At 45.8% G+C, this 25,941-nt stretch carries 26 protein-coding genes; 15 read left to right on the plus strand and 11 right to left on the minus strand.

Annotation, left to right across the window (positions count from 1 at the left end):
* The first annotated feature begins 118 nt into the window (after window positions 1-118).
* Window positions 119-694: an LA_3696 family protein gene (locus LEP1GSC061_RS20885; protein WP_016546490.1), complete on the plus strand. Its 576-nt coding sequence runs from the start codon at window positions 119-121 to the stop codon at window positions 692-694.
* A 68-nt stretch (window positions 695-762) separates the two neighbouring features.
* Here the strand turns inward: LEP1GSC061_RS20885 and fcpA are convergent, their stop codons facing one another.
* Window positions 763-1,674 (minus strand): flagellar coiling protein FcpA, encoded by a 912-nt coding sequence (gene fcpA / locus LEP1GSC061_RS16650; RefSeq protein ID WP_016546854.1) that lies wholly within the window; start codon window positions 1,672-1,674, stop codon window positions 763-765.
* A 358-nt stretch (window positions 1,675-2,032) separates the two neighbouring features.
* Here fcpA and zapE point away from each other — a divergent pair, with 358 nt between their 5' ends.
* The 4 genes from zapE (at window position 2,033) to LEP1GSC061_RS16670 (ending at window position 5,374) form a co-directional block, all read left to right on the plus strand.
* Window positions 2,033-2,884: an AFG1/ZapE family ATPase gene (gene zapE, locus LEP1GSC061_RS16655; protein WP_016546741.1), complete on the plus strand. Its 852-nt coding sequence runs from the start codon at window positions 2,033-2,035 to the stop codon at window positions 2,882-2,884.
* Window positions 2,877-3,329, plus strand: coding sequence for a 2-amino-4-hydroxy-6-hydroxymethyldihydropteridine diphosphokinase (gene folK / locus LEP1GSC061_RS16660; RefSeq protein ID WP_016546147.1), 453 nt, complete (start codon window positions 2,877-2,879; stop codon window positions 3,327-3,329). The genes zapE and folK overlap by 8 nt, the downstream gene beginning before the upstream one ends.
* 1 nt (window position 3,330) lies before the next feature.
* On the plus strand, window positions 3,331-4,131 hold the full coding sequence (gene panB / locus LEP1GSC061_RS16665) for a 3-methyl-2-oxobutanoate hydroxymethyltransferase (RefSeq protein WP_016546015.1): 801 nt from the start codon (window positions 3,331-3,333) through the stop codon (window positions 4,129-4,131).
* Window positions 4,132-4,231: 100 nt separating this feature from the next.
* Window positions 4,232-5,374 carry an N-acetylneuraminate synthase family protein gene (locus tag LEP1GSC061_RS16670; protein WP_016546347.1) on the plus strand — a complete coding sequence of 381 codons (1,143 nt, stop codon included), beginning with the start codon at window positions 4,232-4,234 and terminating at the stop codon, window positions 5,372-5,374.
* Window positions 5,375-5,400: 26 nt separating this feature from the next.
* On the opposite strand, the gene LEP1GSC061_RS16675 is transcribed toward LEP1GSC061_RS16670, so the two are convergent.
* Complete coding sequence (locus tag LEP1GSC061_RS16675) at window positions 5,401-5,748, minus strand: Hpt domain-containing protein (RefSeq protein WP_016546062.1); 348 nt, start codon at window positions 5,746-5,748, stop codon at window positions 5,401-5,403.
* Between the two features lie 227 nt (window positions 5,749-5,975).
* Between LEP1GSC061_RS16675 and lpxA the strand changes: the two genes are divergently transcribed.
* On the plus strand, window positions 5,976-6,755 hold the full coding sequence (gene lpxA / locus LEP1GSC061_RS16680) for an acyl-ACP--UDP-N-acetylglucosamine O-acyltransferase (protein ID WP_016546392.1): 780 nt from the start codon (window positions 5,976-5,978) through the stop codon (window positions 6,753-6,755).
* Window positions 6,752-7,726 (plus strand): UDP-glucose 4-epimerase GalE, encoded by a 975-nt coding sequence (gene galE, locus LEP1GSC061_RS16685; protein WP_016546291.1) that lies wholly within the window; start codon window positions 6,752-6,754, stop codon window positions 7,724-7,726. The genes lpxA and galE overlap by 4 nt, the downstream gene beginning before the upstream one ends.
* A gap of 6 nt (window positions 7,727-7,732) precedes the next feature.
* Here galE and LEP1GSC061_RS16690 read toward each other — a convergent pair whose 3' ends face one another.
* Complete coding sequence (locus LEP1GSC061_RS16690) at window positions 7,733-8,497, minus strand: M15 family metallopeptidase (protein WP_016546591.1); 765 nt, start codon at window positions 8,495-8,497, stop codon at window positions 7,733-7,735.
* A gap of 291 nt (window positions 8,498-8,788) precedes the next feature.
* Here LEP1GSC061_RS16690 and LEP1GSC061_RS16695 point away from each other — a divergent pair, with 291 nt between their 5' ends.
* Entirely contained in the window at window positions 8,789-9,130 is a 342-nt protein-coding gene (locus tag LEP1GSC061_RS16695; RefSeq protein ID WP_016546282.1) for a TIGR04452 family lipoprotein, read from the plus strand.
* Between the two features lie 82 nt (window positions 9,131-9,212).
* Here LEP1GSC061_RS16695 and recG read toward each other — a convergent pair whose 3' ends face one another.
* From recG to LEP1GSC061_RS16720, 5 genes are all read right to left on the minus strand, one after another.
* Window positions 9,213-11,333 (minus strand): ATP-dependent DNA helicase RecG, encoded by a 2,121-nt coding sequence (gene recG / locus LEP1GSC061_RS16700; protein ID WP_016546588.1) that lies wholly within the window; start codon window positions 11,331-11,333, stop codon window positions 9,213-9,215.
* Window positions 11,314-11,712, minus strand: a complete 399-nt coding sequence (locus LEP1GSC061_RS16705; RefSeq protein ID WP_016545965.1) for a hypothetical protein — start codon at window positions 11,710-11,712, stop codon at window positions 11,314-11,316. The genes recG and LEP1GSC061_RS16705 overlap by 20 nt, the downstream gene beginning before the upstream one ends.
* Window positions 11,709-12,386: a hypothetical protein gene (locus LEP1GSC061_RS16710; RefSeq protein ID WP_016546388.1), complete on the minus strand. Its 678-nt coding sequence runs from the start codon at window positions 12,384-12,386 to the stop codon at window positions 11,709-11,711. Before LEP1GSC061_RS16710 ends, LEP1GSC061_RS16705 begins: the two co-directional genes overlap by 4 nt.
* Before the next feature lie 4 nt (window positions 12,387-12,390).
* Window positions 12,391-13,389: a metallophosphoesterase family protein gene (locus LEP1GSC061_RS16715; protein WP_016546250.1), complete on the minus strand. Its 999-nt coding sequence runs from the start codon at window positions 13,387-13,389 to the stop codon at window positions 12,391-12,393.
* Window positions 13,390-13,478: 89 nt separating this feature from the next.
* Window positions 13,479-14,171 carry a hypothetical protein gene (locus LEP1GSC061_RS16720; RefSeq protein WP_040509336.1) on the minus strand — a complete coding sequence of 231 codons (693 nt, stop codon included), beginning with the start codon at window positions 14,169-14,171 and terminating at the stop codon, window positions 13,479-13,481.
* A gap of 171 nt (window positions 14,172-14,342) precedes the next feature.
* Between LEP1GSC061_RS16720 and LEP1GSC061_RS16725 the strand changes: the two genes are divergently transcribed.
* The 5 genes from LEP1GSC061_RS16725 (at window position 14,343) to LEP1GSC061_RS16745 (ending at window position 20,834) form a co-directional block, all read left to right on the plus strand.
* Window positions 14,343-15,344, plus strand: coding sequence for an NAD(P)H-dependent glycerol-3-phosphate dehydrogenase (locus LEP1GSC061_RS16725; protein ID WP_016546876.1), 1,002 nt, complete (start codon window positions 14,343-14,345; stop codon window positions 15,342-15,344).
* Window positions 15,345-15,537: 193 nt separating this feature from the next.
* Window positions 15,538-18,024, plus strand: a complete 2,487-nt coding sequence (locus LEP1GSC061_RS16730; protein ID WP_232218497.1) for a tetratricopeptide repeat protein — start codon at window positions 15,538-15,540, stop codon at window positions 18,022-18,024.
* A 220-nt stretch (window positions 18,025-18,244) separates the two neighbouring features.
* A complete protein-coding gene (locus LEP1GSC061_RS16735; protein WP_016546085.1) occupies window positions 18,245-19,573 on the plus strand; it encodes a hemolysin family protein in 1,329 nt (442 codons plus the stop codon).
* A 36-nt stretch (window positions 19,574-19,609) separates the two neighbouring features.
* On the plus strand, window positions 19,610-20,149 hold the full coding sequence (locus LEP1GSC061_RS16740) for a phosphopantothenoylcysteine decarboxylase (protein WP_016546409.1): 540 nt from the start codon (window positions 19,610-19,612) through the stop codon (window positions 20,147-20,149).
* A gap of 16 nt (window positions 20,150-20,165) precedes the next feature.
* Entirely contained in the window at window positions 20,166-20,834 is a 669-nt protein-coding gene (locus LEP1GSC061_RS16745; RefSeq protein WP_016546526.1) for a phosphopantothenoylcysteine decarboxylase domain-containing protein, read from the plus strand.
* Window positions 20,835-20,850: 16 nt separating this feature from the next.
* Here the strand turns inward: LEP1GSC061_RS16745 and LEP1GSC061_RS16750 are convergent, their stop codons facing one another.
* The 3 genes from LEP1GSC061_RS16750 to LEP1GSC061_RS16760 are packed head-to-tail and all read right to left on the minus strand — an operon-like array spanning window position 20,851 to window position 22,862.
* On the minus strand, window positions 20,851-21,222 hold the full coding sequence (locus LEP1GSC061_RS16750; RefSeq protein WP_016546104.1) for an STAS domain-containing protein: 372 nt from the start codon (window positions 21,220-21,222) through the stop codon (window positions 20,851-20,853).
* An 18-nt stretch (window positions 21,223-21,240) separates the two neighbouring features.
* The gene (locus LEP1GSC061_RS16755; RefSeq protein WP_016546223.1) at window positions 21,241-21,570 is read right to left on the minus strand and encodes a hypothetical protein; all 330 of its coding nucleotides are present in this window, start codon (window positions 21,568-21,570) and stop codon (window positions 21,241-21,243) included.
* A 2-nt stretch (window positions 21,571-21,572) separates the two neighbouring features.
* Window positions 21,573-22,862 (minus strand): homoserine dehydrogenase, encoded by a 1,290-nt coding sequence (locus tag LEP1GSC061_RS16760; protein WP_016546300.1) that lies wholly within the window; start codon window positions 22,860-22,862, stop codon window positions 21,573-21,575.
* Window positions 22,863-23,071: 209 nt separating this feature from the next.
* Between LEP1GSC061_RS16760 and LEP1GSC061_RS16765 the strand changes: the two genes are divergently transcribed.
* Window positions 23,072-23,653: an LIC_10572 family protein gene (locus LEP1GSC061_RS16765; RefSeq protein ID WP_016546173.1), complete on the plus strand. Its 582-nt coding sequence runs from the start codon at window positions 23,072-23,074 to the stop codon at window positions 23,651-23,653.
* A gap of 139 nt (window positions 23,654-23,792) precedes the next feature.
* Complete coding sequence (locus LEP1GSC061_RS16770; protein WP_016546514.1) at window positions 23,793-25,937, plus strand: HAMP domain-containing protein; 2,145 nt, start codon at window positions 23,793-23,795, stop codon at window positions 25,935-25,937.
* Window positions 25,938-25,941 lie beyond the last annotated feature (4 nt).

The raw sequence follows: 25,941 nt of genomic DNA on the forward strand, positions 1-25,941 counted from the left end.
ATTTATCAATTTGCCGGAATTCTAATTCCATCCTAAAAAAACGTGAGCAACTTTTCCGCCTCCGGAATCGGTCCTTGCAGCAAACATATTTGCAATTCAAACAAAAGGAGATACCTTCATGTCGACAGAACCGATTCCGTTCCTTCCGAAAGTCTTACGGACAACCCTAGGAGAAGAAGGAGCCGACGCACTTGCGGATACATTACAAAGGATTCAATTGAACGAGAGAAAAGCCATGGAAGAAACTATGACGGAAAAATTCGAGAGAAGGTTGGTAGAAGAGACAAGTTCTCTCCGGTTGGAATTAAGGGAAGAAACGGGTAAATTGAGGACCGAATTAAAAGAAGAAACCGGGAAATTAAGAACCGAACTGCGGGAAGAAACCGGGAAGTTAAGAACTGAAATGAAAGAAGAAATCGGAAAGTTGCGGGCTGAATTCAAGGAGGAAATCAGTAAGGTTCGAATAGAATTGAAAGACGAAACCGGAAAATTATGGATCGCAATATCCGAACTCCGGGCAGAGATGCATGCCGGTTTTGCAAACATCCAAGATCAGTTCAAAGACGTTTATCGAGAGATTGCAAAAATACATTCCGCAATTGCATCCCAAACAAGATGGATTTTGACGGTCGTTTTAGGAGCCGTTCTCCCCATCTATCTGGCTTTATTTAAGCTCCTTTCTCAAAACGGTTAACTCTCCGTACAAATAAAAAAACCCCGGGTGTGGACGCCGGGGTTTTTCCCTACATTGAAAGAAGCGGATTATGGACGAACCGAAATCACTTCGTCTTTGTTGATCAAAGCTACGATGTGTTTGTATTCCGGGGAATCCTTTCCGTATTTCAGCTCGGTAGCGCGGAGAAGGTGAATGTTCTTCTTATGACGGAATTTGAACATTTGGTCTTCGCTAGCACCACCGTATTTTTTGATCATGTTTTCCTCGAAAGCGTAGCAGCTTGCAAGGTACTTGTGAGCTGGGTATTCTTTCTCGTTCTCGTTGACCTCGATGTAGAGCTCCAGTATGGGGATACACTGAGGGAGGTTTTGCAGATCGTATTCCGTAATGATCCAAGATCTATATACATCGGAAAGTAGACGTTTGAACTCGGCACGCTCGCGTAGATCCGGGTTCTTGATCTCATCCAAGTGGTTGATAGCCTTGGTAAAATAATTCAATGCTTGTTGTTTTGCTTCCAGTTTCTGACGAGAAACGACACGATCCTCACGGGCCTTGCGGTCGACTTTTTGCCAGTACCATTTCTCATCTAAGCGTTTTTTCTCCGCTTCTTCCTTACGGTACTGCTCGACAGCTTCCCTCATCTTGAGGACGGTATTTACTCCGGATTGGTAGCTAGTCAGGGCCAGGCGGAACTTATTGTTCGCGAAAGCCTTAGAAAGCTGATGGAGTTCTTGGAAGTTCTTGTCGTAACCTTTGAAGTCAGGGTTCTTCCAGGTCGCTTCCTGCTCCTGGATTTCTTTCTTACGTTTCTTAGCTTCTTCCGTTAGATTCTTGTCGTCGTCTTCCGGGACCAGCTCACCTTTCAGCAGTTCGTCGATTTTATCAGCTGCCGCTTTAGCATCTGTGGTATCCTGCCCCCCTTGGTTCTGTGCGAACAAGGAGAGGTTGAGTCCGACCACGGCCAGAAGAACGAATATAGTCTTCATCACCTTCATAGTGCTCACACCTGTTGCCTTCTCTTTCAAAGATAGGATTTTGAGAAAGGACGTCTAAGTCCTTCTCTTCTGTAGATCTATCGGTTCCTTTTTCCGGGATATAAACCCGGTTCGGAAAAAATTTCCCTTTTTTGGCCGATTCGCGACATAAAAGACGGATCTTTTTTGCTTAAATCTACGGGCAAGTTAGGGTTTTCTGCTTCGATCCTGTCTTTCCCAATCCTTTCGGAAAGACTCTTCCAGAATCCTCGTTTCGATTGAACTTGTCAGCAGATTTTTAGATCGGAACTGGAAATGCTTTCCGGGACGATTTCTTTCTTTCTCTCTCTTCCTCTTCCTTCAGTTTGGACCCTGGAAGATGAACTTAAAGAATTTAACGCCGATTCGAGAAGGTTCTCCCGGATGTCCGATCTGTTCCGGGGTCGGATTCGTACTGGAGGAAAACGTAAAGAACTCCAGCTCCGGTATATTGCTGCTCTGCTCCTGCGTGGGGGAATCCTGTGCCTGCAAGGGCAGACCTCCTTATCTTGTTTATGACGAAAGTCAGAATCGGATGATGCCCTGCGTTTGTCACAACGCAAGAATGGAACTGCAAAGAGTGGAGTTTCAGGTGAAGAAAGCCGGGATTCCTCCTCGTTATAAATATAGAACCTTGGATAGAATGGACACCAAGGAGCTTTCCTTCCTGATCGCTCACGATTGGGCGGACGAATTGGTGAAGAAATGGAGCGAATTGGGCAAGTCCGCCCAAGGTTTGTATCTCTGGGGCGGAACCGGTTCGGGCAAAACTCTCCTTGCCTGTGCCATATTAAACGAATTGATCTTTCGTTATGGATTGGAATGTAAATACGCCAAGATCAACCGGGACTTTCTCTCCACGATCCGCGATACGTATCAGAAGGACAGCGAGCTTCACGGGATGGAGCAGACGATCAAAAAGCAATTCACGGATGTGGAGGTACTCGTTCTGGATGATTTCGGTGCGAATAAGGAATCTGACTGGGCTAATTCCCAACTTTACGATTTGATCGACGCTAGATACGAAGAAGAGAAGGTAACGATTCTTACCTCCAATATTTCCTTATCCGATTGGAAAGACAAGGCAGAGGGAAGAATATTCTCCAGGTTAATGGAAATGACAAAGGAGATCCATCTGGATTGTCCCGATTATCGCCTCAGCCATTCTTTTTCGAGTTCTTCCGATGGATAAGAAAGTTTCGCAGGCCATTCTAAGTTTGGGAACGAATCTAGGAGACAGAAAAAAAAATCTAGAGAATGCGATTCTGAAAATAGACTCGCATCCCGAAATCGAGATCCTGCAAAAAGGAACTCCTTTGAATACGGTCGCTTTGGAGGTGACCGATCAACCGGATTTCTTGAACCAGTTAGCTCGGATCTCCACCACTCTCACTCCTCAGGAATTGTTGGGCGAACTTTTGAATATCGAAAACGAGTTGGGAAGAATACGTGTGAGAGACAAAGGGCCTAGGACCATAGACATAGATATTCTCACATACGAAAAAATCAGAATGCACGAGAAAGGACTGCATCTTCCTCATCATTCTCTATTTACCCGTCCTTTTATATTAGAACTTTTAGATGAATTGGGAGAGGCCTCCTTGGCGGAAGCCTTCGGATCTCCTTCGGAGGGATAAGATGAGGGATGTGCATAAAATATTCCCCAAAGGTAAAAAGCCTTTGGAGAAGAAAATCAGCGTTTTGACCTGCTACGACTTTATGTTCGCTCGTATTTTCGAAGAAGCGGGCGTGGACTGCTTATTGGTCGGGGACACTCTCGGAGTCGTATTCCAGGGACAGCCGACCACTCTACCCGTTACCATAGACGAGATGATTTACCATGCCAAGGCAGTGAGAAGGGGGGCTCCGAATACGTTTATCGTGGTGGATTTACCTTTTCTTTCTTATCAAGTTTCTATCGAGGAAGGTATTCGCTCTGCCGGAAAGATCATGAAGGAAAGCGGTTGCGACGCGGTAAAATTCGAGGGTGGTACTCCCGAGATTTTGGAACTTGTCTACAAGCTGGAAAGAATAGGAATTCCCGTGATGGGACATATCGGGCTTACTCCCCAATCCGTAAACGTTTTCGGGGGCCACAAGATCCAGGGCAAGGCGGAACAGGATCGTATTCGATTGATAAACGAAGCTAAAGGCCTTTCCGATTCCGGAGCCTTCTCCATCGTTTTTGAGCTCATCCCCTCCGCCCTTGCGTCGGAAATTTCTTCCTCCGTTCCCATTCCTACGATCGGAATCGGAGCGGGAGCTTCGACCGACGGACAGGTCTTGGTCATGTACGATTTTCTAGGATTAAATAAGGACTTTCGTCCGAAATTCTTAAAAACATATCTAAACGGATACGAGGGCGTTTCCAACGCAGTCAAAAATTATATTAAGGAAGTTAGGGAGGGAAGTTTTCCCGGCCCGGAACATTCTCATTAAAGGGTTTTCCCGAGGATTTCTTGACGTTCCGTGTGTAAGAGAAACGCTGGAAAGAGAAACGCTCCCGAAACGGAAATAAGATCAAAAGGACGGAGGCTACGTGGACATAGTCGAACTTGAGAAAGGATATCCCGAAACCGAGGCTAAAATCAAGGCCCTTGCTTCAGAGTGCGGGAACCAGACGGAAATTATCCGCGGGGCGGTGGTGTCGGATACCATTCATTTCATCGGAGATACCCGTAAAATTTCCGACAAAGAAGGCTATGTAAAGGAGCTTCCCGGAGTGACTCGTATTTGGAACGTCTCTCTTCCTTATAAGAATATCGCAAGGACCGCCGCCGGAAAAAACGGAGAGGTAGTCCATAGAGAAAACCGCATCGTAGAGGTGAAGGGTAAGGACGGCTTAGTCCGTAAGTTCGGAACCGGAAAACACATTTTCGTGGTCGGTCCGGATTCTCCTCAGACATACGAGCAGACGATCGCTATCGCTAAGCAGGCGGTCGAGCTCGGTAAGAAATTTGGCATCCTAGATCGCATCATTTTCCGCGGAGGAGCCTTCAAACCTAGAACTCGTCCCACGGATTGGAGAGGAATGGGTTGGGACGGTATCAAACTTCTGGACAGAGTGAAGGAAGAAACAGGTCTTCCTTATGTAACCGAAGTTATGGATCATACCATGGCGGAAGAAGTTTCCCAGCACGCGGATATGATTCAGATCGGAACGCGTAACGCCCAAGACTTCGAACTTTTAGAGGCTGTAGGCCGTACCGGCAAACCGGTCATTCTAAAAAGAGGTTTCGGAAACGAAGCCATCGAATGGTTTTCCGCGGCGGAATACATCGCTAATCAAGGAAATTTGAATATAGTTCTTTGCGAAAGGGGAGTGAAGACCCTTTTCATCAAGGAAGGATATTGCCGTAACACTCCCGATTTGAACGTGATCACTCATGCAAAGAATCAGACGATTCTTCCTGTGATCTTCGATCCGAGCCACGTTGCGGGAGACGACAAGATCGTAGTTTCCAACCTTTTGGCTTCTCTCCCTTTCAATCCGGACGGATCCATTACGGAAACCCTCCATGTGGAAGAATTCAGAAAAGAGCAGATGTGCGATGCTGCTCAGGCGCTACTGATGAGTCTATATGAAAAGACGGTCGAAGCCATTCTAACGTATGAGGAAAAGATAAAGCCTCTTACGGATCAGGTGGATTCGTACTTCGCGGAGAGAAAGGGCAAAAAATAGATTAGCCCTTTTTCGGAAAGCGGCCCTTAGTCCGGAAATTTAGGCGCCAACTCTATCTTGGTTTTTTCCCAAAGATCGGGAAGGTTGGCGCAAAGTTGAAGACAAGCTTCCAAATCTCCTCCCTTTAGTTTGGCTTCGGCCTCGGTAACGGTGATTTGCACTCCCGAGAGTCCGAAATTTGCCGCAACTCCTTTCGTTTGATGAAGTTCGGCTTGTAGTTCGGTCGCTTTTTTTTCGGAAACGAAGTTGCTGATATTCTCTAAACGGCTGTTCATATTCTTCCGAAGTGAACGAACCATTTCTTCCAACCAAAGCCGATCCTCTTCGTCGTCGCCTTGCTTTAAGGCTTCCAAGCGAGACCAATCCACTAACATAAATCTCTCCCTTCCGAACCGCGTTTGGTACTGCGATCGAATTCTGAAAAATCGGAGGCTATCCGAGATGGACGGCGACCCCATTATTTATAGCTTGAATAAAAAATCCACGTCGATTTTCGTATTATCGAAGATTTAAGTCTCTCACGAAATCCGTTTTCGGATGAGAATTTCTCCGAGGCAGGTGCCCGGGCCACGAGAGGCTGCTACTTAAGAGGCGAAACTTAATGAAAATTCACCCAACCGCAATCGTAGATTCCAAAGCGGAACTTCACGAGTCCGTGGAAGTCGGAGCATACTCGATCATCGAAAGAGACGTAGTCATAGGAGAAGGTACCGTTATCGAAACAGGGACCCGAATCTTTGCGGGGACCCGTTTTGGAAAATTCAATAAAGTACATCACGGCGCGGTTATCGGAGTCGGCCCCCAGGATTTAGGTTTCGATCCGAATACCTCGACCAAGACGATTATCGGAGACAATAATACGTTTAAAGAATATTCGAATATTCACCGAGGAACTAAACCGGATTCTCCCACAATTATCGGAAATCGCAATTATGTAATGGGGAACGCTCACGTAGGTCACGATTGTGTGATCGGAGACGATAATATCCTGACTCACGGTCTGGTACTTGCGGGACACGTAACGGTCGGAAACAAGGCTTTCATTTCCGGGCTAGTTGCTGTCCATCAATTCTGCTTTGTCGGAGATTATGCGATGATTGCGGGCTGCGCCAAAGTGGTTCAAGACGTTCCGCCGTTCGCCACTGCCGACGGAAATCCTTGTACGATCATCGGTTTGAATACCGTGGGATTGAAAAGAGGGGGATTCTCTCCGGAAACTAGGGCCGCGATTAAGAACGCATATAAGGTCATTTATCATTCCGGAATGAATTATCGCCAAGCTCTGGAAGAATTGGAAAAGAGATCCGACAATCCTCCGGAAGTCTTGAATATTATCAAATTCTTCAGAAATAGCGATCGCGGGGTGATGGATCACAGGTGAGGGTCGTCGTTACCGGCGGCGCCGGATATATCGGGAGCCACGTAGTAGCCTTATTATTGGAACGCGATTACGAAGTAGTCGTGGTGGATAATATGGAGAAGGGAAATCCAATCAACCTCTTCTCCGAGGCGGAATTTATCGAAGGGGATATCCATGATACGGCGGTTCTAGAAAAGACTTTCTCCAAGCATGTGGATGCGGTTTTTCATTTTGCCGCATGGAAGGCCGCCGGGGAATCCATGTTGGACCCCGGAAAATATTCTCTAAACAATATCGCAGGTTCCATCCAATTGATGGCTTGGATGGAAAAGGTAGGAACTAAGAATATAATATTCTCCTCTTCGGCCGCTGTTTACGGAGCTCCTCAGTATCTTCCCTTGGACGAAAATCATCCGTTGATTCCGGAAAATTACTATGGATACACGAAATTAGCGATAGAGGAGAATCTGCGCTGGTTCGATAAGCTAAAAGGGTTCAAATTTGCCGCATTAAGATATTTTAATGCGGCGGGTTACGACGTGAAGGGAAGAATTCGCGGAATCGAAAAGACTCCCGCAAATCTTCTTCCTATCATAATGGAAGCCGCCGTTGGGATTCGCCCGAGTATGGAAATTTTCGGAACGGATTACGAAACCGAAGACGGAAGTTGCATAAGGGATTATATTCACGTTAACGATCTTGCATCCGCTCATGTATTGAGTTTGGACTATCTTTACACTAAGAACGAATCCATCGCCGTAAACCTGGGCACTGGAAAAGGATTCTCGGTTCTGGAAGTTTTGCGCTTGGCGGAGAAGATAGTGGGAAGGCCTATCCCGCATAAAATTTCGGGTAGAAGGCCCGGAGATCCTGCAAAGCTTTGGGCAAAGGCGGAATTAGCGGAAGAACTGCTCGGTTGGAAATGTAAATACAGCGACCCGGAAACGATTTTGGAAACGATGTGGTCGGTGTATAAAGACCTTCCGAATTGATCCAGTTTATTTGATCTTAAGACATTCCGGGTTAATGGAATTCACGTATTCTAGGGGAAGGTTTCCCAGGATATCCGCTCCTAGAAACTTACCTGCTAATTTTAATTTTCCGCTCTTGTATTCGGAAACCCACTGTTTGTGGAATTGGTTCGACAATGGTGCATATGACCAGTGCCATTTTTCCTCGTTGTAACCCTTGTCATTTCTTTCTTTTTTAGGAGTATAAGGCTGGCAGAATCCGTATTTATACGCATTCTTTTTCATCCAAAGATAGAATTTCTCCCCCTTTCCGTCCTTTTCAAAATAAGAATTTTCTAATGCATTAATATCTATATCTGTTCCCCAGTGGTGACGGGAAGTTCCGGGAGCGCTGGAGAATTCCAATATCAGAGAGACGATTTCTTCGGGAGTCTTACCGGCTACAGGTTCTCTCATTTTCTTTTTGCCGGTGTATTTGCTTTCCCAAATGGATTTTTGGTCCGAAAAGGATCGAAAGGCGGATACCAAAAACGGCGCTTGTCTTTCTTCTGGATGGGCCTTTTTATATTCTTCCCTAAGCTTCAAAAAAGCGGCCTTGGTTTCCGCCCTTAGATAAAATTCCCGATTATCGTCCGGATTCTTATAAAGAACTAATGCCTTCTCCTTTTGAAAATTGCCGGTCAAATAATCTTGGACCGGAGTTCCTTCATAGATGTCCCCTTTACTTTGGCCGATAAGAACGGAGGATAGAAGGAGCGGAAGTAGCAGAATCGAGCTTCGAAGAAAAGACATACTAACTCCAATTTCTCATTCGGATCCTCGGGGAAAAGGGATTTTTAAGGATCAAAGGCCTATCTTATCTGTGGTATTTCCTGCGATATTCTTAGATTTACGTTAAGAGCCTGTCCCGGATGGTTCGGTCTCTTGGAGCCGGAGACCGATCTATAAACTAGAACCGGTTTTTTGGGTGGATATTAAGTTTTCGCCTGAAACGCCGAATTTATATTGAGCTCTCGAAGAAATTCGATTGAAGTTCGATTCTATTTGGAAATTTTTTGTAAAAAACAAATGGGAGAACCCTGGATGAAAAAAATCATCGCTCTTCTTCTGCCCCTGACTCTGACTTTCAATTGTATCCTGTTCGACAAGATCGGTTTTTCCTATCCGGACACGGTTGACGGCAGCGAGGCTAAAAGTATTATCCTGACGAGTGCTGTAATAGGTTCCGCTGCGGGCGGTGGTCCGAGCATTCTTTCGATCTTAGCTCCTCAGTTAGCAAAAATCGAAGAAGATAAATACTATACTAAATCGGATGTGGATGACTGCGCGAACTCCGCTTTGATCATCAACATAGTTACGATAGACTTAGGCGGATTTACCTGTAATCTGGATCCAAGACCTACTTTGATTCCGTACATTTACTGATCCGTTTTCGCCGGGGGTTCGGGTATTCCTGACGGATGCTTGTCCCCGGCGTATCTATTCCCTTCTTAATTCCCAAAGAGACTCAATTCGAAAAAAGCTGGGCTCCTTCGTTGAAGCGGGAGGAGATTTCCGATTTTTCCAACTCTCCCAAATTTCCGAAATCGGCCGCGTCTTTTCTGGAGATCTCGATCCAATCCTTGTCTTCTCTTAGGTCGGCGATCTTGAAGTCGGGAAGTCCGCTTTGACGCACTCCTAATAATTCTCCCGGCCCTCTGAGTTTTAGATCGGCTTCGGAAAGATAGAATCCGTCGTCGGAATCCACCAAGGCTTGTATCCGATACCTTGCCTCTTCGGTGATTTTGGAGTCCGAGATAAGAATGCAGAAACTCTCGTGAGGACCGCGACCTACACGTCCTCTCAGCTGATGCAATTGGGAAATCCCGAATCTATCCGAGTGTTCTATGACCATTACGGAAGCGTTGGGGACGTCCACTCCGACTTCCACAACGGTTGTACTTACCAGGATCTGAATCTCGTTTTGTTGGAACAATTTCATCACTCTGTCTTTTTCGGAAGTGTCCAATTTTCCGTGAAGGAGTCCCACGTTGAATTCCGGAAAAATTTCCTTACGTAATAGTTCATAAGCTTCGATGCAGGATTTTAAATCCGTCTTTTCGGACTCTTCCACAAGAGGATAAACGATATAACATTGCTGCCCTTGGGAAACGTACTTGCGTATGGATTTATATACTCCGCTTCTTCTTTCCTCGGTAAACCAAAGAGTCTTGATCGGGATTCTTCCGGCGGGCCTGTTTTTGAGAGTAACGAGTTCCAAGTCTCCGTATAGGGTAAGGCAAAGTGTGCGAGGAATCGGCGTAGCGGTCATCGCAAGTATATCCGGATTTTTTCCTTTGGCCCGTAACGTTTCCCTTTGTTCCACTCCGAATTTATGTTGTTCGTCTATGATCACGAGCCCTAGATCCTTGAATTCCACATCGGGTTGGAATACGCTATGCGTTCCGATAATCAGTAGGGATTCTCCCGTCTTGATCCTAAATAGCTTTTCCGCACGATTCTTCTTAGGTTCCTTTCCGACTAGGAGTTCGATTCGTAAGAAAGGCATGTTTCCCAGGAAATTCATTACGGTTTGGTAATGTTGTCTGGCCAGGATTTCCGTAGGAGCGACCATGCAGATCTGAACGTTATTATCCGTATAACGTAGCGCTGTAAGAAGAGCGACTAGGGTTTTTCCGGATCCGACGTCTCCTTGCAGAAGTACGGCTGCCGGCGTATCCGCTTTGGTCCATTCTTCTATTTTTTTTAGGCTTTCTCTCTGATCTTCGGTTAGCTTGAAAGGAAGTCTGGAAAGCACATCCTTTGCGGTTTTAGATTCCGGAAGAGGCCATAATAGCCGGGGGATTTTTGCCCTCTGGGATTTTTTATATTCTATTAATAGATTAAAATAATATAATTCTTCGTATTTGAAACGAGTTCTGGCCTTTTCCAGATTTTCGTCCTCGGTAGGGAAATGAATTTCTCTGTAAGCGGTGGAGCGATCTACCAGGCTTCTTTTTTTCAGAATGGGTGCGGGTAGAATCTCCGGAATTTTATCGGAAAGCAGGGATAGCGCGCCGTGGATCAGCTTTCTCAATTCTCTGGAATTCAAATGTTCGTCCCTCATTGCCTCCGTAGTCGGATAGAGGGGGATAATTCTGCCGGTATGGATGCTTTCCGGTAGTCCGTCTTCGGAGAGATCGGAATTGTTTCCGTAAGCTAGGACTTCGTAGTCTGGATGTATCAATTGGAATCCGCGAAAGTATTCCAGCTTACCGGTTACCGCGACTAGGATTCCGGATTGAAAAATTCGTTTGAAGAATTGGATTCCTTTGAAGAATACAAGACTGATAGGCTCGTTATCCTTGGTCTTGGCCGAGACTACTAGTCTGGATTTTCTTCCGTGTGCCAGGTAGGAATCCACCACTTCCAGTATTAAGGTTACGGTTTCTCCCTGTTTGAGTAGAATATTTTCCGTAAGATTCCGATCCAAATAGCGACGAGGGAACCAGTTCAATAAATCCTGAAGAGTACGTATCCCGACGGATTCCAAAGCCTCCAGCTTTTTGGGACCGACACCTTTTAAAATCGAGATGGAAGCCGATAGATCGATTTGTGTTTTCTTTTTTTCAGAGACCGAGTTCTTCATTCTGGATCGGTTTCGGCGGAGGAGAATTTTGCAACACTTCCTCCTGCACCGAACTCGAATCATCCAATCCTAGGTAACAATAACGGCAACCATAAATCCTTGCTTGTCGCTTTGCTCCGGGAGTTGCGGGTTCGAATAACACAGCATATAAATATTCGTGTTTATCCAGAAACCGTCCGCATACGGGACAGAGTCTAGGCCGGGGAACGTTCGGATCCCATTGGCCTCCGTAGACCTTACGAGGATTCCCGTAGTCCTTATCTCTCTTCGGTTTTTTCGCGTCATTCTTGTCCATTCTCTTGGTATCTACCGTATAAAGAACGTGGAAGAAGATGGCTGCTGCGGCTAAAGCGGCGACTATGGTAAGAAAAGTCGTCATTGTTTCAGGTAGTCCTTGATTTTCTCCGCCATGGATCCGGGCAGTTTGATCCCTTTATCGGCAAGTCTACCCGCATATTTGTGAAAAGAATAGGTATGCTGGGAGGATTTGATCACTCCTTCAAAGCATTCCTCCAGGGAGTTGGAGATTTCCTCCCAGAGAGGGAGATTCTCCGATATTAGATTTTCGTAACGATGTAGAAGACGACGATTTACTCCCCTGCATATGGATCTATAAAAACAGAATCGAATGAGCAGAGGGGAGGCCCCGTTCTTTTCGCGGATATCCCTTTCCAATTGGTTTAGATTGATACAGTCCACGATCTCCAATTTGTAAGAATGCGAACTGTGCTCGAATGTGATCAGATTCAGAAACATATGTTTGAAAAGGGAAATCTTATAGCAGTTCTCCAATCCGCATTCTCCCATTTTTCCGTCTTCGCAGCGGGTATACATTACTATATCCGTATCCGAGTCCGCTGTGGCTTGTCCGAAGTTTAGGGAGCCCAGGATATCGAAGGCTACCTCGTCTCCTCCGTAATTGATGAGCTTGTTGAATTTTTTGAAGTCCTCGATTCTTTCCCTGGATACGCGGGTCTCATGGGATCTGAAAAATTTCTTCAGACCCACAAACTTCATGATGTTGGAATTACTCCTGAGTTTGGGAAGAGTCATAAACCTATCGGATAAAATCTTCCGCCGAAACTTCGGAATCGCTGCTCATACGAACAAGGTTTAACTTGTTTTCCGAGCAATCGATTTCCATCAGATGGCGAATTGAGTGATCCGATAGTCTATTCAGTTTTACGTTTTTTACAAGAGCGTTTTCGATTTCTATTTCGGAGAAGAAGCCTCCCGGTTGGAATCCGAAAACGGAATCCACAGGCCCGAAATTAGAAGGGTTCAAAAAGACGGTTTTTCCTTTTTTTATGATTCCTTGGTCTTCGTGAACATGACCCGAAACGACTAATGCGGGAGAATAATCGTCCAAGTATCTGCGGATTCCTTGGGATCCGATATGCCCGTAGCTCGGAATCTTATCCAAAAATCCGTAAGCAGGATTATGAATCACGACTACGTCCGGGTTTTCCTCTTTGAAGAAATCCTCCGGTTCGCTGTAATTTTTTCCGTTACGATCGTATTCGTGGAATTTTACGGCCAATTTTTCGGGGATGCCCGAAGTAATGATGGGAGCTCCGCCGTATCCTGAGAATTTCAATCCTTGCATCTCGAAGGATTTACGATGCAGATCCCTTTCGTATAAAGCGGTGTATTGCAGATCTATATCGTAATTACCCGGCAGAGATAATACCGGAGCCTTGGCATATTTTTGGATGATGATTTCTATGAGCTCGTATTTTTCCTTCATGGTCTTGGCGGCTTGGTGGAATAATCGCCGGTAATCATGAGCTTTTTCTACGACCGCGGGTTGGTTCTTTTCGGGGAAGCGAACCGCTCGGGTCGCATAATCGTAAGGATTAATCTCTTCGTGGATTTCCTCTGTGATACGATACATTTCCTCTTGGAGGGTTACGAATTCTATGATTCTTTCGGGGTTAAAGAAGGCCTTGTATATAATATCGCCGGAGAAAAGGTACAGATCGCATTCAGTTCCCTGTAGGATCTCTTTCAATCCCCTAAGACCGTCGTGGATATCGGTGAGGTATACTATCCTCATTAGAACCTAGCCTAATCTTTGCTAACGACTAACGCCGTTCGATCCTTCTATACTGATTATCGAAATGGGCGCGAGAATGTCCAATCTTTCTAATCCCGCCACAGCATAAGCATGCTATCTTCGTTTTCCGAAATGGGTTCGACACGCAGATAATCCGGTCCGAAAAAATCCAGAAGAGGTTTTAAAATCGTACTGGATCGCACGTACACGAACACATTTCCCTTTTCCGGGATGACTTTCTGCACGGAGACCTTTCCTGCGACCTCGGGTATCTCCGCCAAAAAATAATTCAAGTCCACTTTGACTTCGTTTCCCACTTCCGTAAGGGATAGAATTTCCGGAATTTCCTCTACGATTTCCTCCAGTATGATTCTTCTATGAAACTTGAAGATCTTGGAGAAGATCCGGACCGGGTCCACGGACCTAGGATTATAGTCGTATAACCGAAACGACTCAATTCTAAATACGACTCGATTTCCTTCTACCCGAACGGGTCTCAGAGATAACTTATAACGGATAAAATGGATCCTTAATAATTTAGACCATGTGGATCCTTGGATGGAATAATGACCGGAAAGAAATAAAATTCCTCTTTCCGAATCCATGACAAGGGATTCCAGATCCTCGGTGCCTTCCACTACCTTCTTTTGTAGGACCTTATTCAGGGAATGTAGAAGAACTGCGATCCTATAGTTGCTCTTTAGGGACGAGTCTTCTCTGGAACTTTTTCCGGAAAAAAGTTCTAAGAGATTGAATCCCGGAAGTTTCCGTAAATCGAGCATGAGAAGAACAAAATTAGCGTTTCGGATTTGGTCGGTAAACTCATTTCTATTCCGTTTTGAATTTAGAATCTGAGACGGTGCAAGTGACGGATCCTTTTTTTTCTTGCCGGTAAAGGGTTTCCGAACCAGGATCATCGTTTCTTCGTATTTGGGAAGGATAGGTTTTAACCAATGCAAATAGGAGTCATCGGATCGGGAAGTTTCGGAACTTCTTTAGGGGTTTTACTCGCAGATAAAGGATACGACGTTACGATTTGGGGAAGGAACCCCGATTTAATCGCCGGAATCAACCGGGACCATAAGAACGAAAAATACCTTCCCGGAATAGAACTTCCTAAGAATTTAAAGGCTACCTTGGAACTGAAAGAAGCGGTCCAAGACAAGGAAATGATCGTATCCGCTCCTCCCTCCCATGCGATTACAGATATTTTGAGAGAAATCAAATCCTACCTTCCGGAAAAGGCACCAATCGTTTCCGCAAGTAAGGGGATCGAAAACGGGTCCCTTCGCTTGGTTTCGGAAATTTTCGAAGCGGAACTTCCGGGAAAATTCCATAGTAGACTCTCCTATCTTTCCGGTCCTAGCTTTGCGAAAGAATTGGTAAAACGAGTCCCGACCATCGTTAGCATCGCTTCCAAGAACGAAGCTACGGCTCGTAAAGTACAGGAGATATTCAGCTTCACTTACTTCAGAACCTATTGGACTCCGGACGTAGTCGGAGTGGAAGTGGGCGGATCCTTAAAGAACGTTATCGCAATCGCCGCGGGAGTTTCGGACGGTTTAGGGTTCGGACAGAATACCCGCGCCGCATTAATTACTAGAGGATTGACCGAAATCTCCAGATTGGGGGTCAAATTAGGCGCGGATCCTCTTACTTTTTTAGGGCCGTCCGGTATGGGGGATTTGATCCTGACTTGTTGCGGAGAAGCTTCCAGAAACAGAACGGTCGGTTTCAAACTGGGAAAGGGAGAAAGTCTGGAGGCCATACTCGGTGGCATGAACGAGGTTGCGGAGGGAGTTAAGACTGCGAAAAGCGGGCACGAATTATCCCAGAAGTTAGGGATCGAAATGGCGATTACCACGGAAGTCTATAAAATGCTTTACGAGCATAAGAATCCGAAGGACGTTGTTAGAGATCTGATGGGTCGGGATCTGAAGCGCGAAGGGCTTTAAGACCGCCATAGTCCGAAGGCCTATTTCTTTACCGAATGAAATTTTAAATATATCTAAAGTGATTTCCGCGATTCGTCCAGGCAGATATATTCCGTTTTTATTAATCCTTTTTTGTTCTTTTTGCCAATCCCTTTCCGCCCAAGGAAAGGCGGACTACGGTTGGACGGGGAGCCCCGGAAATTTCGTGTTGGTGATGGACGGAAATACCGTTCTAAATAAGGAAAGCGAATTCAAATCCTTTCCGGAAGGTTTAAATTCGGGCCAAAAATCCGAATTCGCTCTTCTTGCCGGAGAGTATCTTCTTCTCAATAAGGATTCCGTAAGATTCTCGAATCTGATGCAACTCCTCAAACAGGACAAAGAGCTGGGATTCGCAGAAGTTCTACTAGCGTATTTCCAAGACGTGTATTTCTCCCGGAAAGGAAACGGAGAAAGTTTATTAAAATCCTGGAATGCTCCCGCGGGAGATTCTTACCAGAAGGAGTTGGCGGATTCCGCACGGAACGTTCTTCTCCATAAAAAGCATTCCGAAAAGATCAAATGTTCTCCGAAAAAGCAATACTATTCCCTGTGTAGGGCCTTAAGGTTGGAAGGTTATCTTGCGGATATAAAGCCAGGCGAACAGAACCACGAAAAAGAATACACGAACCTGCAAAGAATTCTTTCTCCTTTTCCCGGAATTTCCGATCAGGAAGAAAAGGAACTGAAACATATTCCGTTCCTCTCCAATATTCTTCCCGGAGTATCCGATCATTTGGCCGAGTTAGGCTTGGCGAGAGATGCGATCCATTTTTCCAAGATAGGGATCGTCGCGGAAAATTTAGGCGGAAGAATGATAGCCCATTCTTATGAGAAACTCGCCTATTACTATCTCGTGGACGGGGATCCGAATTCCGCGGAAAAGGTTTTAAAATACATCATAGATCGGCAGGGAGAGATCGCCCCTTCTTATAAGAATTCTTTGTATTTGAAATTGGGAACCTTGGCGTATTTGCAAGGGGATTCTTCTCGTGCTCTGGATTATTATTTAAATCTGGATTTTTTACATTGGTCTTCCAGAATTCTTCATCCTTTTCTGGGCGATCCGATTTCCATCAATAGCGCCAGAGATCTTGTCTCCGTAGCCGTCTGGAAATCCAAGAATTCTCATAAGGCAGTGGATGCGCTTCAGTCGGTAAGCACACCTAAGAATCTGACAGAGGACGACCTATTTACGAAACTCCGGATTATCCAAATTCTATCCGAGGACGAGCCGGAAGTTGCGTCCAAACTCGCGATGGATCTTAGCTTTCTCGCCCAAAGCAAGGGTTGGAGAAGGGTGGAATATTCGGCGACCTTGCTCCACGGTTTTCTTCAATTAAAGACTAATAATTTACGAAAGGCAATTATAGAATTTACTAAGGCCGGGGGGATCCTGAAGGAAACGGACCCTTCCTATAAGGAAGAATGGATCCGCCTCAACGGTCTGTTTCTATCCCACAGAGAGTCCAGTAATCTAAGGGGAGTAAAAGGATTCTTGGACCAAGCGATCCGCATTTCTTCCGCCGGATATTCGGATGACAAGGTCTACGAGATGAAGAGCTATCTTCCTCCTCTATTCGGCACCAAGAATCTGGAAAACGCCGCCGTGGATTTTTATACCAGACACGGATACAATTCCGATTTATTATCCCTTTTCGTTCATGGAGAGGAAAATTCCGAATACCAGGAAGATGATTCTCTTTCCGATCTTGCGATCGCCCGCACTCATATTAGAATATTAAGATACAAGGGTTTCTATCCGCCCGGAAGGGAACCTTGGAAATCCTCCTGGTCGGAAATCCGTTCCAAAGAGGCCGCAAGAATTCGAGAAGAAGCGGATCCCCTCCGGAATCTGAATTTAAGAAGAATTTCCCATCCTCTTCTCGCGGTTTTCGTAAGGGACAAGAGAATCTTTCTTTTTTCCAAAGACGGAGATTCTGCCGATCTGGAGGTGAAGGAATTGAATACGGACAGTCCAACGAGTTATTCCGCTCAATCGGCTTATCGATCGGCCCTTGATTCCTTTTCCAAAAAAGATAAAATCCAGATTTACCTGAACGCGTCCGGAGTGGAAGCGGCGGAATATCTCAGGAAAGAATTTCCCGATTCGGATATTAAGTTATTCCGTAGATTCGATAGAAGAGAAGAGAACGACACCGCGAAGAAAATCTACGGGCCTTCCTGTGAGAATCTGTTTCCTAAGCATTCTTCGGAAGGAGAAGGGAAATTCGCCTGGCAATCCTTTCCTTTACCTTATTACGACGGATCTAAACTTTTACAGGCAAAGTCCTCTTTGCTGATTTGGAATCTGAAAGTTTCCTCCAAGTCACCGAACGGTCTTAGGGATTACGAATGGTCTTGCGGTAACGAGTCCATTTCCTTTCGAAAGGCGAAACGCAGGCTCGATTATAGGAATCTTCCGGATCGAATGGCATTTACCAAAGATTCCTTGAGCGGCACGGGTTGGGGAGACAAGTCGGAGGACTTTTTGGACTGGGCTAGATACTGGCTCTCCGCGGGAACCTCTCGCCTATACTATGTTAAAAGTTGGAACCCGGAATCCGAATCCGACATAAACTTAATGGAGAGATTGGCTTCCGAAAATGGGGATGCCAATTTCGGAAATAGAGTATTAAAAATGGTGAGAAACGCGGAATAATTTCCCGGTTTTGGACCCTTTTCCTACTGGAAATTTTCCCTTTTTACCCCCAAAACACTCGACATCCTAAAGTTTTATGCGGATGGTATCATTTACATAAGATGGACCCCGATAGTAGAAGCCGGATTTTTCCGGACCAAGCCGATTTAAACCCTCCTTTGCTTCCCGTTTCCGCCCGCTTAGACCGAAAAATCTCCCTTTCAGGAAGATCTAGCCGTTAATGGACGTAATCGGATTCTTCGTCATTCTTTTACTTATATTTGCTAACGGGTTTTTCGTATCTGCGGAATTCGCTTTGGTTTCGATCCGTCCTTCCAGATTGGAAGAAATGATCCGAGACAATCGCCCCTTGGCAGTCCTGACCAAAAAAGCGTCCACCATGCTAAACGATATGCTTTCCGTATGTCAGGTGGGGATCACTATCGCGAGTCTACTTTTAGGTTGGGTGGGAGAAGGATATCTCTCTAGTTGGATAGAACCCATTTTTCATTTTGCGGGATATCCGGATTCCGATCTGACAGTACACGGCGTTGCAGTCGCAATATCTTTTGCTTTAATCACTTTTTTGCATATACTTTTGGGAGAATTGCTTCCTAAAACCGTGGCAATCCAAAAGACCGAGAATATAGCTCTGGTTACCAGTATTCCTATATTCTTCTTTTATTATGCGTTTTATCCCATTACGTTCTTTTTGAACGGAATGACTACTTTGATTCTGAAAGTCATCGGTTTCAAGGAAGACGCGCATCGCATCATTCATTCTCCCGAAGAATTGATGATTTTGATCCAGGAACAGAACAAGCAAGGTAATATCGATCAGGAAGAATTCCAGATCATCCAGAATACTTTTCAGTTCTCCGAGCATTTGGCCAAGGATGTGATGACTCACCGTCTGAGTATCGTCGGAATACCTGCGGATACGCAAATGGACGGCGTGTTGACGGTGATCGCAGAACACCATTTCTCTCGTTATCCCGTCTACGAAGGCACCACCGACAAAATCGTAGGGATCATTCACGTTCAGTCCTATTTGGCTTGGTTATCCGAACCTAAGAGGAACAAAAAATCCAAAGTCACTGCAATCATGCAGGATCCGATCGTGGTTCCGGAAGGAATGTCCATCGAAAAGGTCCTCCAAAAACTCAGGGTGGCCAAGCAACATATGGCCATCGTGATAGACGAATACGGCGGTGTTTCCGGTCTGCTTACCCTTGAGGATATCGTAGAAGAAGTCTTCGGTCAGATTCGGGACGAGACGGACGATCATGAGACGGACCCTGTGCCTTCTCATTCTCCGGACGTGTTCGATATTGACGGAGAGACCGAGCTGGACGAGCTGAAGGAAATTCTCACCGGTATACAGGAAGAGGACCTGAACGATATTCGAACCATCGCGGGATTTATTTTGGATAAATTGGAAGATATGCCTAAGGAAGGAACCGAGATCCGGATTCCGGAAGGAACTCTTACCGTCGAAAAGATGGACGGAAATAAGATTATGAAAGTGCGATTTACTCGTCTTTCCAGACCTTCTTCCTTTGCGATTTAAGTTGTAAATTCTCGGATTTGTTCGGAGATTATTGAAATGGATAAGAAGGATATTCTGATCGCCGTTAGTGGGAGTATCGCCGCTTTCCGAGCCTGCGAACTTGTGAGAAATCTGGTAAAAGACGGCTATCCCGTTTCCGTGATCATGACGGAGAACGCTACGAAATTCATAGGGCCGATCACATTCGAGGCCTTGACCGGAAAAAAAGTCCAGGTGGACGAATACGAGCAAGGGATGGCGCATATTGATGCTCGTAACCGTGCCGCAGTCATGGCGGTGGTTCCGGCTACCGCAAACATCATCGCCAAAATGGCAAACGGAATCGCGGATGATCTTGTAACCTCCACCTATCTCGCCGCGAAATGTCCGATATTGGTGGCTCCGGCGATGAATCCGAATATGTTCCTACATCCTGCGACTCAGAGAAATTTGAACCGATTGAAAGAGGACGGCGTTTTTATTTTGGATCCGCAGGAGGGAGTAGTGGTCTGCGGAGACGAAGGTTACGGAAAGCTGGCGGACGTCGCAGTCATGCAAAAGAAGATTCTGGAAACGTATCTCAAGGCCGCCAAGTAAACGCCGATTTCATTCGATGAAATATTCTAAAATTATAATAAGCTCCGGACCCACCAGGGAGTGGATCGATCCGGTCCGTTTTATCTCCAACGCTTCTTCCGGCAAGATGGGATTCTGCCTTGCGGAGGAAGCATTGCGTCGAAATATCGAAACCGTTTATATTCGAGGACTTACTCAGGCAGAATATTCCGAGCCCAAGGGAGCTAAGATTCTTTCCGTGGAGACTACGGAGGAAATGAAAGACGCCGTTTTATCCGAGATATCCGACTCCTCCGTTTTGATAATGGCTGCAGCACCTGCCGATTTTCGCCCCAAGCTTTCCAACGATTCCAAGATCAAAAAGGAAGAAGGTTCCGATACCCTGGTTTTGGAATTAGTCAAGAATCCGGACATTCTTCTTGCGGTTGACGAACGGATTCGAGAGAAGAATATTCGCAACGTCTTGAGGATCGGTTTTTCCGCCGAGACTCATTCCCTGAACGAAAACGCTTTAAGCAAATTGAATAGAAAGAGCCTCGATTATATCGTGGGGAATTACGTAGGTAAGGACTCGAAGGGTTTCGGGGATAGGGATACGAGTGTCATGATTTACGGAAAAGACGGATCCTTGCGTGAGTTGGGACCGGATTCCAAAGAAAGGATCGCTACCGGAATCCTGGAATATCTGGGAATATTTTCCTCTTAGAAAATTTTCCCGAGTACTATTGAAATACGGCCTTAGCTTCGTCCAGAGTGTGATAGATCGCCACTTTCTTGGGGAGTTCCATGAGTCGGATCGCGTTTTCCAAGAAATGGTTCAGTCCTCCGATTACGATTTTACCGTTGTGTTGGTCCACCGTTTTGATCAACGTGAGAAGAGTCGCCACTCCCACGCTATTGATATATTCCAAAGAGGAAAGATCTAAAATGATTTCGTAGACCCCTTCGTCGAAGACGAAATTGATCTTTCTGGAAATCTCAAAGGCGTTCGTGTTCGTCACCTTACCGTTCATGACTACGACGAGGACTTCCTTATTCCCTACTGGGATTCTTTTTGTTTCTATGAATAGGCCTTCGAATTCCGTTCTTGCCATTTTTTCCAATCCGCACTATTATAGCATCAATGTCCCGTCTTTTAGAGTCGCTGTGAGCCGATTCCATCCGGAGACGAGTTCCGTTCTTGCGTTCAATTTCGCGCTTCCACGCAGAAGTATTTTCAATTTTCCTTTTCCGTTCAGGTCGCCTTCGAGATCCAGATAGACTCTTCTGTGGTCGTCTTTTCTCAGAAATTCGATCCCGGTTCCTTTTTGTAAAGGTTCCCAGTTCGATGCGACTGTTCCGAAGGTGATTAGACGAGAATTCCCGTCAATATCCAAAAATAAATCCAAATGAGGCTCCCCAAAATTCTCATGGAGCGAGATCGTAAAAGGGAGTTCCCTCATGGTTAGAGTTTGTCTTCCAATCGAATCGCTACGGAAGGCTCTAGAATAACGTCTAAAGCGTCTATTCTTCCCAAGGAAGCTGAAATGGAGGCTTCCACACAAGGGTGGGTGACGACTACAACCTCGACCGGTTCGGAATCCGACTCGTTTTGGCGAACCGAGGAGATGGATACTCCGTTGGTTCCCAGGTCTTTTGCGATTTCGGCCAAGACCCCGGGTTGGTCCAAGGTATTGAAACGAAGATAATACCGTGCTTCGGTTTGATTGGCTTCGGAAATGGAAGCCTTAGGGAATCGATTTCTTTCCGTAGGAAGATTTTTGCCTCTCCTGAGTCCGTAGAAAAGAAGATCGGAAACGACCGCGGAAGCGGTAGGCAAGGCGCCCGCTCCTTTTCCTACAATGAGGCCGGGTCCTGCAAATGCGGTCTTATAGTATACCGCATTGGTCTCGTTCATAACGCTTGCAAACGCATGGTGTTTCGGAATCATTACCGGCTGCACTCTTGCTTCCACTTTTCCGTCCAATTTGCGGACAAGGCCCAATAACTTGATTCTATAACCTAATTCGGAGGCAAACGCGATATCTAATCGCGTAATCTTTGTTATCCCCTCTATCGTAACACTCTGTAAAGGAATTTTCTCGCCGAAGGCTAACGAGCCGAGTAAGCTGATCTTATGTGCCGTATCGATTCCTTCCACGTCGAATGTGGGATCCGCTTCCGCAAAACCCTTTTTTTGCGCGAGAGATAATGCCTCTTTATAATCTAGGCCGTCTGTTTCCATTTTGGAAAGAATGAAATTGGTTGTGCCGTTTAAGATTCCGAAGAGACCGATCATTCTGTCCCCTGCCATGCTATTTCGTATGGTCCGAATGATCGGGATAGAACCTCCCACTGCCGCCTCGAAACCGATATCCGTTCCGGTCTCCTCCGCAGCCCTAAATATGGATTCTCCCTTTTCGGAGAGCAGAGCCTTATTGGCGGTGATTAAAGTCTGTTTGGCCTTCAATGCCTCTAATGCGATTTCTTCCGCGACGGTGGTGCCTCCCACCAATTCCAAAACGAGATCGATTTCGGGGTTACCCGTTACGGACCGGAAATCTTCCGTGATTTTGGTCTTCGGAAAATTCTTCAAATGGGAGGAGATCTTGGATGGAGTTCTTGTGCAGACAGTATGAAGTTGTACGGATAGGCCGTATTCTTTTTCGAATCTATGCGATTCTTCCGCAAGAATTTGTATTACTCCGGAACCGACAGTACCAGCACCAATTAAGCCGACTCGAATCGTTTGCATTCTGGGACAATCCTTTCGGTCCTACTGGAAACATTCGACCTTTTTCCGGATGTAGAATGCCTTTCCAAGTCGTTAGCTGGTTTTTTCTTTACTAAATGCGGTCCTCTTGATACAGATTCTATTTGAAGACGGTTTTAGGAATCCGTCAAGGACGGTCTACCCGAAACGAGTCGCCGCCCAAATCCATCGAATCAAAGGATAACCCCTCTATGGCGAATCGTCGCAAGCCCCCTCGTAAATCCTCAGGGAATAAGAAACAAGATTCTTCTCATAAACACCAGGGAGGGAATCGGGGCCACCAGCAAAAGAAAAGACCTGACCAGGGTCGTCCGAATCGACACCAACAACAGGCGGTCGCCAATAAAATTTCCGAAACCATGAAAGAGCTGCCGCCCAAAAAGCCTGTCGGAGGAAATAGTTCCTCCACCGGAGCCAAGGTCGTAGGTATTATCGCATTGGCATTGATCGCATTTTTCGGATATTTTATCGCCCGAGAATACTTGGATAAGACTCCCGTTTATGGTAAGCATGGTTGGGATGAGGAAGCGGGTCCTTCCCTCGATTGGGAAGACGCCGCAAAATATTGTAATTCCAAAAGAAAGCGTCTTCCGGATAAGGAAGAGCTGAAAACCTTCTCTAGACGAGCCGATTCCAAACTAAAGCAGGTCGGTTTTTATTGGTCCACGAGTCCGGAAGGAGACAAAGGGAATTATACCACCGTCAATCTTAGCTCGGGAGAATTCGGATCCAGTCCCACCGCCGGTAAATTCGCCGTAATTTGCGTGAAATAAGACTTTCCTCCCGGGATCCGTATCCTTAAAATCGGGACGAAATATATTTCCGGAATCGATTCCTACTAAGACCTTCCGAAAGAAATAGTCGGGAAGGTCGGTTCGGATCCGTAATCCTCGGCGAGTGCCGGAGAATCCTATGCCTGTCTTAACTTTCGCTAGCGTTAGCTACTTAACCGGATTCATTCTCACCGGTCTTTGCTCTCTCTTTCTATTGATCCGAAAGGAAAAATTGGAAACGACAGCTCATTTGGGTTGGGTCTTTCTTTACGGATCCTTGTTAGAGCTTTCCTATTTAATAGGAACTTCCTTTTTTCATCCTCTGGCGTTTTTACACAGATGGGTTTCCCTTCCCGCGGCCTTTCTGCTCTTCGCGCATTTGGGATCCTATTTTTTTCTACTGAAACCTCAAGTATCCTTAAGAAACGGAAGGATCTTTTTGGGAGCGGGATACGTCTTGGCTCTCAGCGTTTTGATCTTTCATGTCGTAGGGACGATTTTCTCCCATCCGGTATACGATTTTTCGGGATGGACCTTCGACATCATTTCGCGACCGGACGAAAAGGTCTTGGCCGGAGTCGGAATATTTTATCTTTTTGGAATATTGATCTTCGGAGCTTGGAGAGCGTTCCAGGCGCATAGATCCGATATAAAACTATTGGCTTTAGGACTTTGGATGCCTTTCGTTTTATTGTTGGGAACCACGATATTATTTCATTCCAAAGAGATCGCGTTTCCTATCGATCGTGCAATCGCTCTTTCTTTTTGGAATCCCGTTTTTCTAGTCGCACTTTTTCTGGCCTGGTTCGTACATCTACGCGCTTCGGGAGAAGCTTTCAGTCTGAGATTTCCTTTTTTACTCGGAATCGTTTTGCTTTTGCTCTTGGTGTTCTTAGGAAGCAGTTGGTTGTTCCTACAACCGAGTTTGGAATCGTTTAGAAATACCGTGGAAGAAAGACAGAAGGCGGAAGATCTACCGATAGGTTCTTATACTCTTTCCGTTCAGGAAAACGGCGGTTTCGTTCTGACCACCTCGGGAGGATTGGATTCTTCTCCTTTTGCAGAAGCAAAGAGAGAATTGATTCTCTCCTTTCTCTGGGAAAATCCGAATCTGATCGCAAAGGAATTCCCCGCTTATTCTAAGCTCGGCGAGTCCTTGAAGGGCTCGGAACAATATTCCGAAAATTTGATCGGCTTTTCGAAAGGACTGGAAAGACTTAGGAAGAAGGTTAAAAATCTTCCCGAAAAGAATCTAAGGGAAAATATACTCGATTCTCTCATTACGGATGAGAGCGACCCGAATTTGATTCATTTTTTGAGAGTGGTTTCCGGAACTGTCCGGAATTCCTCGGCCGAAGGAGAATCTCTACGCGCTTTAGTAGTCGATCAGATAAGAGAGTTGGTTCCGGAGGGAGAACCTAGATTTCGCAGAATTCCTGGGGTCTTCGGAGAATATTATTATTCCATTATACATAAATCGCCCGGAAAAACCCAGGCAAGGGAAATCGGAATTCCTTTGGGCGATTATCTAAAATTCCAAACCGGCCTTCTTCGCAAGCCTCTTTTGGCCTTCCTGCTCTGTTTGATTCTCTTCGGACTCTGTGCGAACGGATTTCTTTCCTTCTTTTTGCTTCGCCCTTTGGAAAGATTGTATTCCGGATTGGAATTGGTAACGGAAGGAGATTTAAACCGGGAGTTGCATCCGGAAGCTTGGGATGAGATCGGAAGTCTCGCGGACCAATTCAATAGAATGATCGAATCCATTCGTTCCGGCGGAGAATCGGAATCTTGGGAAAATTCGGTCGATCCCGAGGATAGAAAATCGTCCTTTTCGTTTAAGGAGATTCTCTCTCGAATCAATTCTTCCGATTCTACTCTAGAATTGAAATCGATCGTTTCGGAACTACGCAATCTACCTAATTCGAATCCGCAGAGATCCAAATTGATCGTTAAGGCGGCATTGAAAGCTAAGGATTACGAATCCGCATATTCCGCTGCGGAAGAGCTACGTTCTTCCGGTTCCGTCGCCGATCCCGAGTTGCTATTCGTTCTTTCTTACTGCGCCAAGAAAAAGGGAGACGCTATTACCGCGATTCGCTTAGCGGAGGAACTACGGAAAATTCTTCCCAGACATTCCCAGAATCGTTTGCATCTTGCCGAAATGTATTATCATTCCGGAAGATTTGCGGAAGCGCAGGATATGGCCGTGGAAATCAGGATGGAAGAAGGCGCTTCTCCTGCGGTATCTAAGCTTCTGAATGCGATAGAAAAAAAGAACGCTTAAAAGA

The sequence above is a fragment of the Leptospira wolffii serovar Khorat str. Khorat-H2 genome, assembly GCF_000306115.2.
Taxonomy (GTDB): domain Bacteria; phylum Spirochaetota; class Leptospiria; order Leptospirales; family Leptospiraceae; genus Leptospira_B; species Leptospira_B wolffii.

What these genes read in the sequence shown, in the direction of transcription:
- LEP1GSC061_RS16770 (WP_016546514.1), top strand. Translation starts at nt 23,793, where the DNA reads ATGCCTGTCTTAACTTTCGCTAGCGTTAGCTACTTAACCGGATTCATT.
- lpxA (WP_016546392.1), top strand. Translation starts at nt 5,976, where the DNA reads ATGAAAATTCACCCAACCGCAATCGTAGATTCCAAAGCGGAACTTCAC.
- LEP1GSC061_RS16725 (WP_016546876.1), top strand. Translation starts at nt 14,343, where the DNA reads ATGCAAATAGGAGTCATCGGATCGGGAAGTTTCGGAACTTCTTTAGGG.
- LEP1GSC061_RS16730 (WP_232218497.1), top strand. Translation starts at nt 15,538, where the DNA reads ATGGACGGAAATACCGTTCTAAATAAGGAAAGCGAATTCAAATCCTTT.
- LEP1GSC061_RS16760 (WP_016546300.1), bottom strand. Translation starts at nt 22,862, where the DNA reads ATGCAAACGATTCGAGTCGGCTTAATTGGTGCTGGTACTGTCGGTTCC.
- fcpA (WP_016546854.1), bottom strand. Translation starts at nt 1,674, where the DNA reads ATGAAGGTGATGAAGACTATATTCGTTCTTCTGGCCGTGGTCGGACTC.
- LEP1GSC061_RS16735 (WP_016546085.1), top strand. Translation starts at nt 18,245, where the DNA reads ATGGACGTAATCGGATTCTTCGTCATTCTTTTACTTATATTTGCTAAC.
- folK (WP_016546147.1), top strand. Translation starts at nt 2,877, where the DNA reads ATGGATAAGAAAGTTTCGCAGGCCATTCTAAGTTTGGGAACGAATCTA.
- LEP1GSC061_RS16710 (WP_016546388.1), bottom strand. Translation starts at nt 12,386, where the DNA reads ATGACTCTTCCCAAACTCAGGAGTAATTCCAACATCATGAAGTTTGTG.
- recG (WP_016546588.1), bottom strand. Translation starts at nt 11,333, where the DNA reads ATGAAGAACTCGGTCTCTGAAAAAAAGAAAACACAAATCGATCTATCG.
- LEP1GSC061_RS16755 (WP_016546223.1), bottom strand. Translation starts at nt 21,570, where the DNA reads ATGAGGGAACTCCCTTTTACGATCTCGCTCCATGAGAATTTTGGGGAG.
- LEP1GSC061_RS16765 (WP_016546173.1), top strand. Translation starts at nt 23,072, where the DNA reads ATGGCGAATCGTCGCAAGCCCCCTCGTAAATCCTCAGGGAATAAGAAA.
- LEP1GSC061_RS16740 (WP_016546409.1), top strand. Translation starts at nt 19,610, where the DNA reads ATGGATAAGAAGGATATTCTGATCGCCGTTAGTGGGAGTATCGCCGCT.
- LEP1GSC061_RS16695 (WP_016546282.1), top strand. Translation starts at nt 8,789, where the DNA reads ATGAAAAAAATCATCGCTCTTCTTCTGCCCCTGACTCTGACTTTCAAT.
- LEP1GSC061_RS16720 (WP_040509336.1), bottom strand. Translation starts at nt 14,171, where the DNA reads ATGCTCGATTTACGGAAACTTCCGGGATTCAATCTCTTAGAACTTTTT.
- panB (WP_016546015.1), top strand. Translation starts at nt 3,331, where the DNA reads ATGAGGGATGTGCATAAAATATTCCCCAAAGGTAAAAAGCCTTTGGAG.
- LEP1GSC061_RS20885 (WP_016546490.1), top strand. Translation starts at nt 119, where the DNA reads ATGTCGACAGAACCGATTCCGTTCCTTCCGAAAGTCTTACGGACAACC.
- LEP1GSC061_RS16675 (WP_016546062.1), bottom strand. Translation starts at nt 5,748, where the DNA reads ATGTTAGTGGATTGGTCTCGCTTGGAAGCCTTAAAGCAAGGCGACGAC.
- LEP1GSC061_RS16715 (WP_016546250.1), bottom strand. Translation starts at nt 13,389, where the DNA reads ATGAGGATAGTATACCTCACCGATATCCACGACGGTCTTAGGGGATTG.
- zapE (WP_016546741.1), top strand. Translation starts at nt 2,033, where the DNA reads ATGAACTTAAAGAATTTAACGCCGATTCGAGAAGGTTCTCCCGGATGT.
- LEP1GSC061_RS16690 (WP_016546591.1), bottom strand. Translation starts at nt 8,497, where the DNA reads ATGTCTTTTCTTCGAAGCTCGATTCTGCTACTTCCGCTCCTTCTATCC.
- LEP1GSC061_RS16745 (WP_016546526.1), top strand. Translation starts at nt 20,166, where the DNA reads ATGAAATATTCTAAAATTATAATAAGCTCCGGACCCACCAGGGAGTGG.
- LEP1GSC061_RS16750 (WP_016546104.1), bottom strand. Translation starts at nt 21,222, where the DNA reads ATGGCAAGAACGGAATTCGAAGGCCTATTCATAGAAACAAAAAGAATC.
- LEP1GSC061_RS16705 (WP_016545965.1), bottom strand. Translation starts at nt 11,712, where the DNA reads ATGACGACTTTTCTTACCATAGTCGCCGCTTTAGCCGCAGCAGCCATC.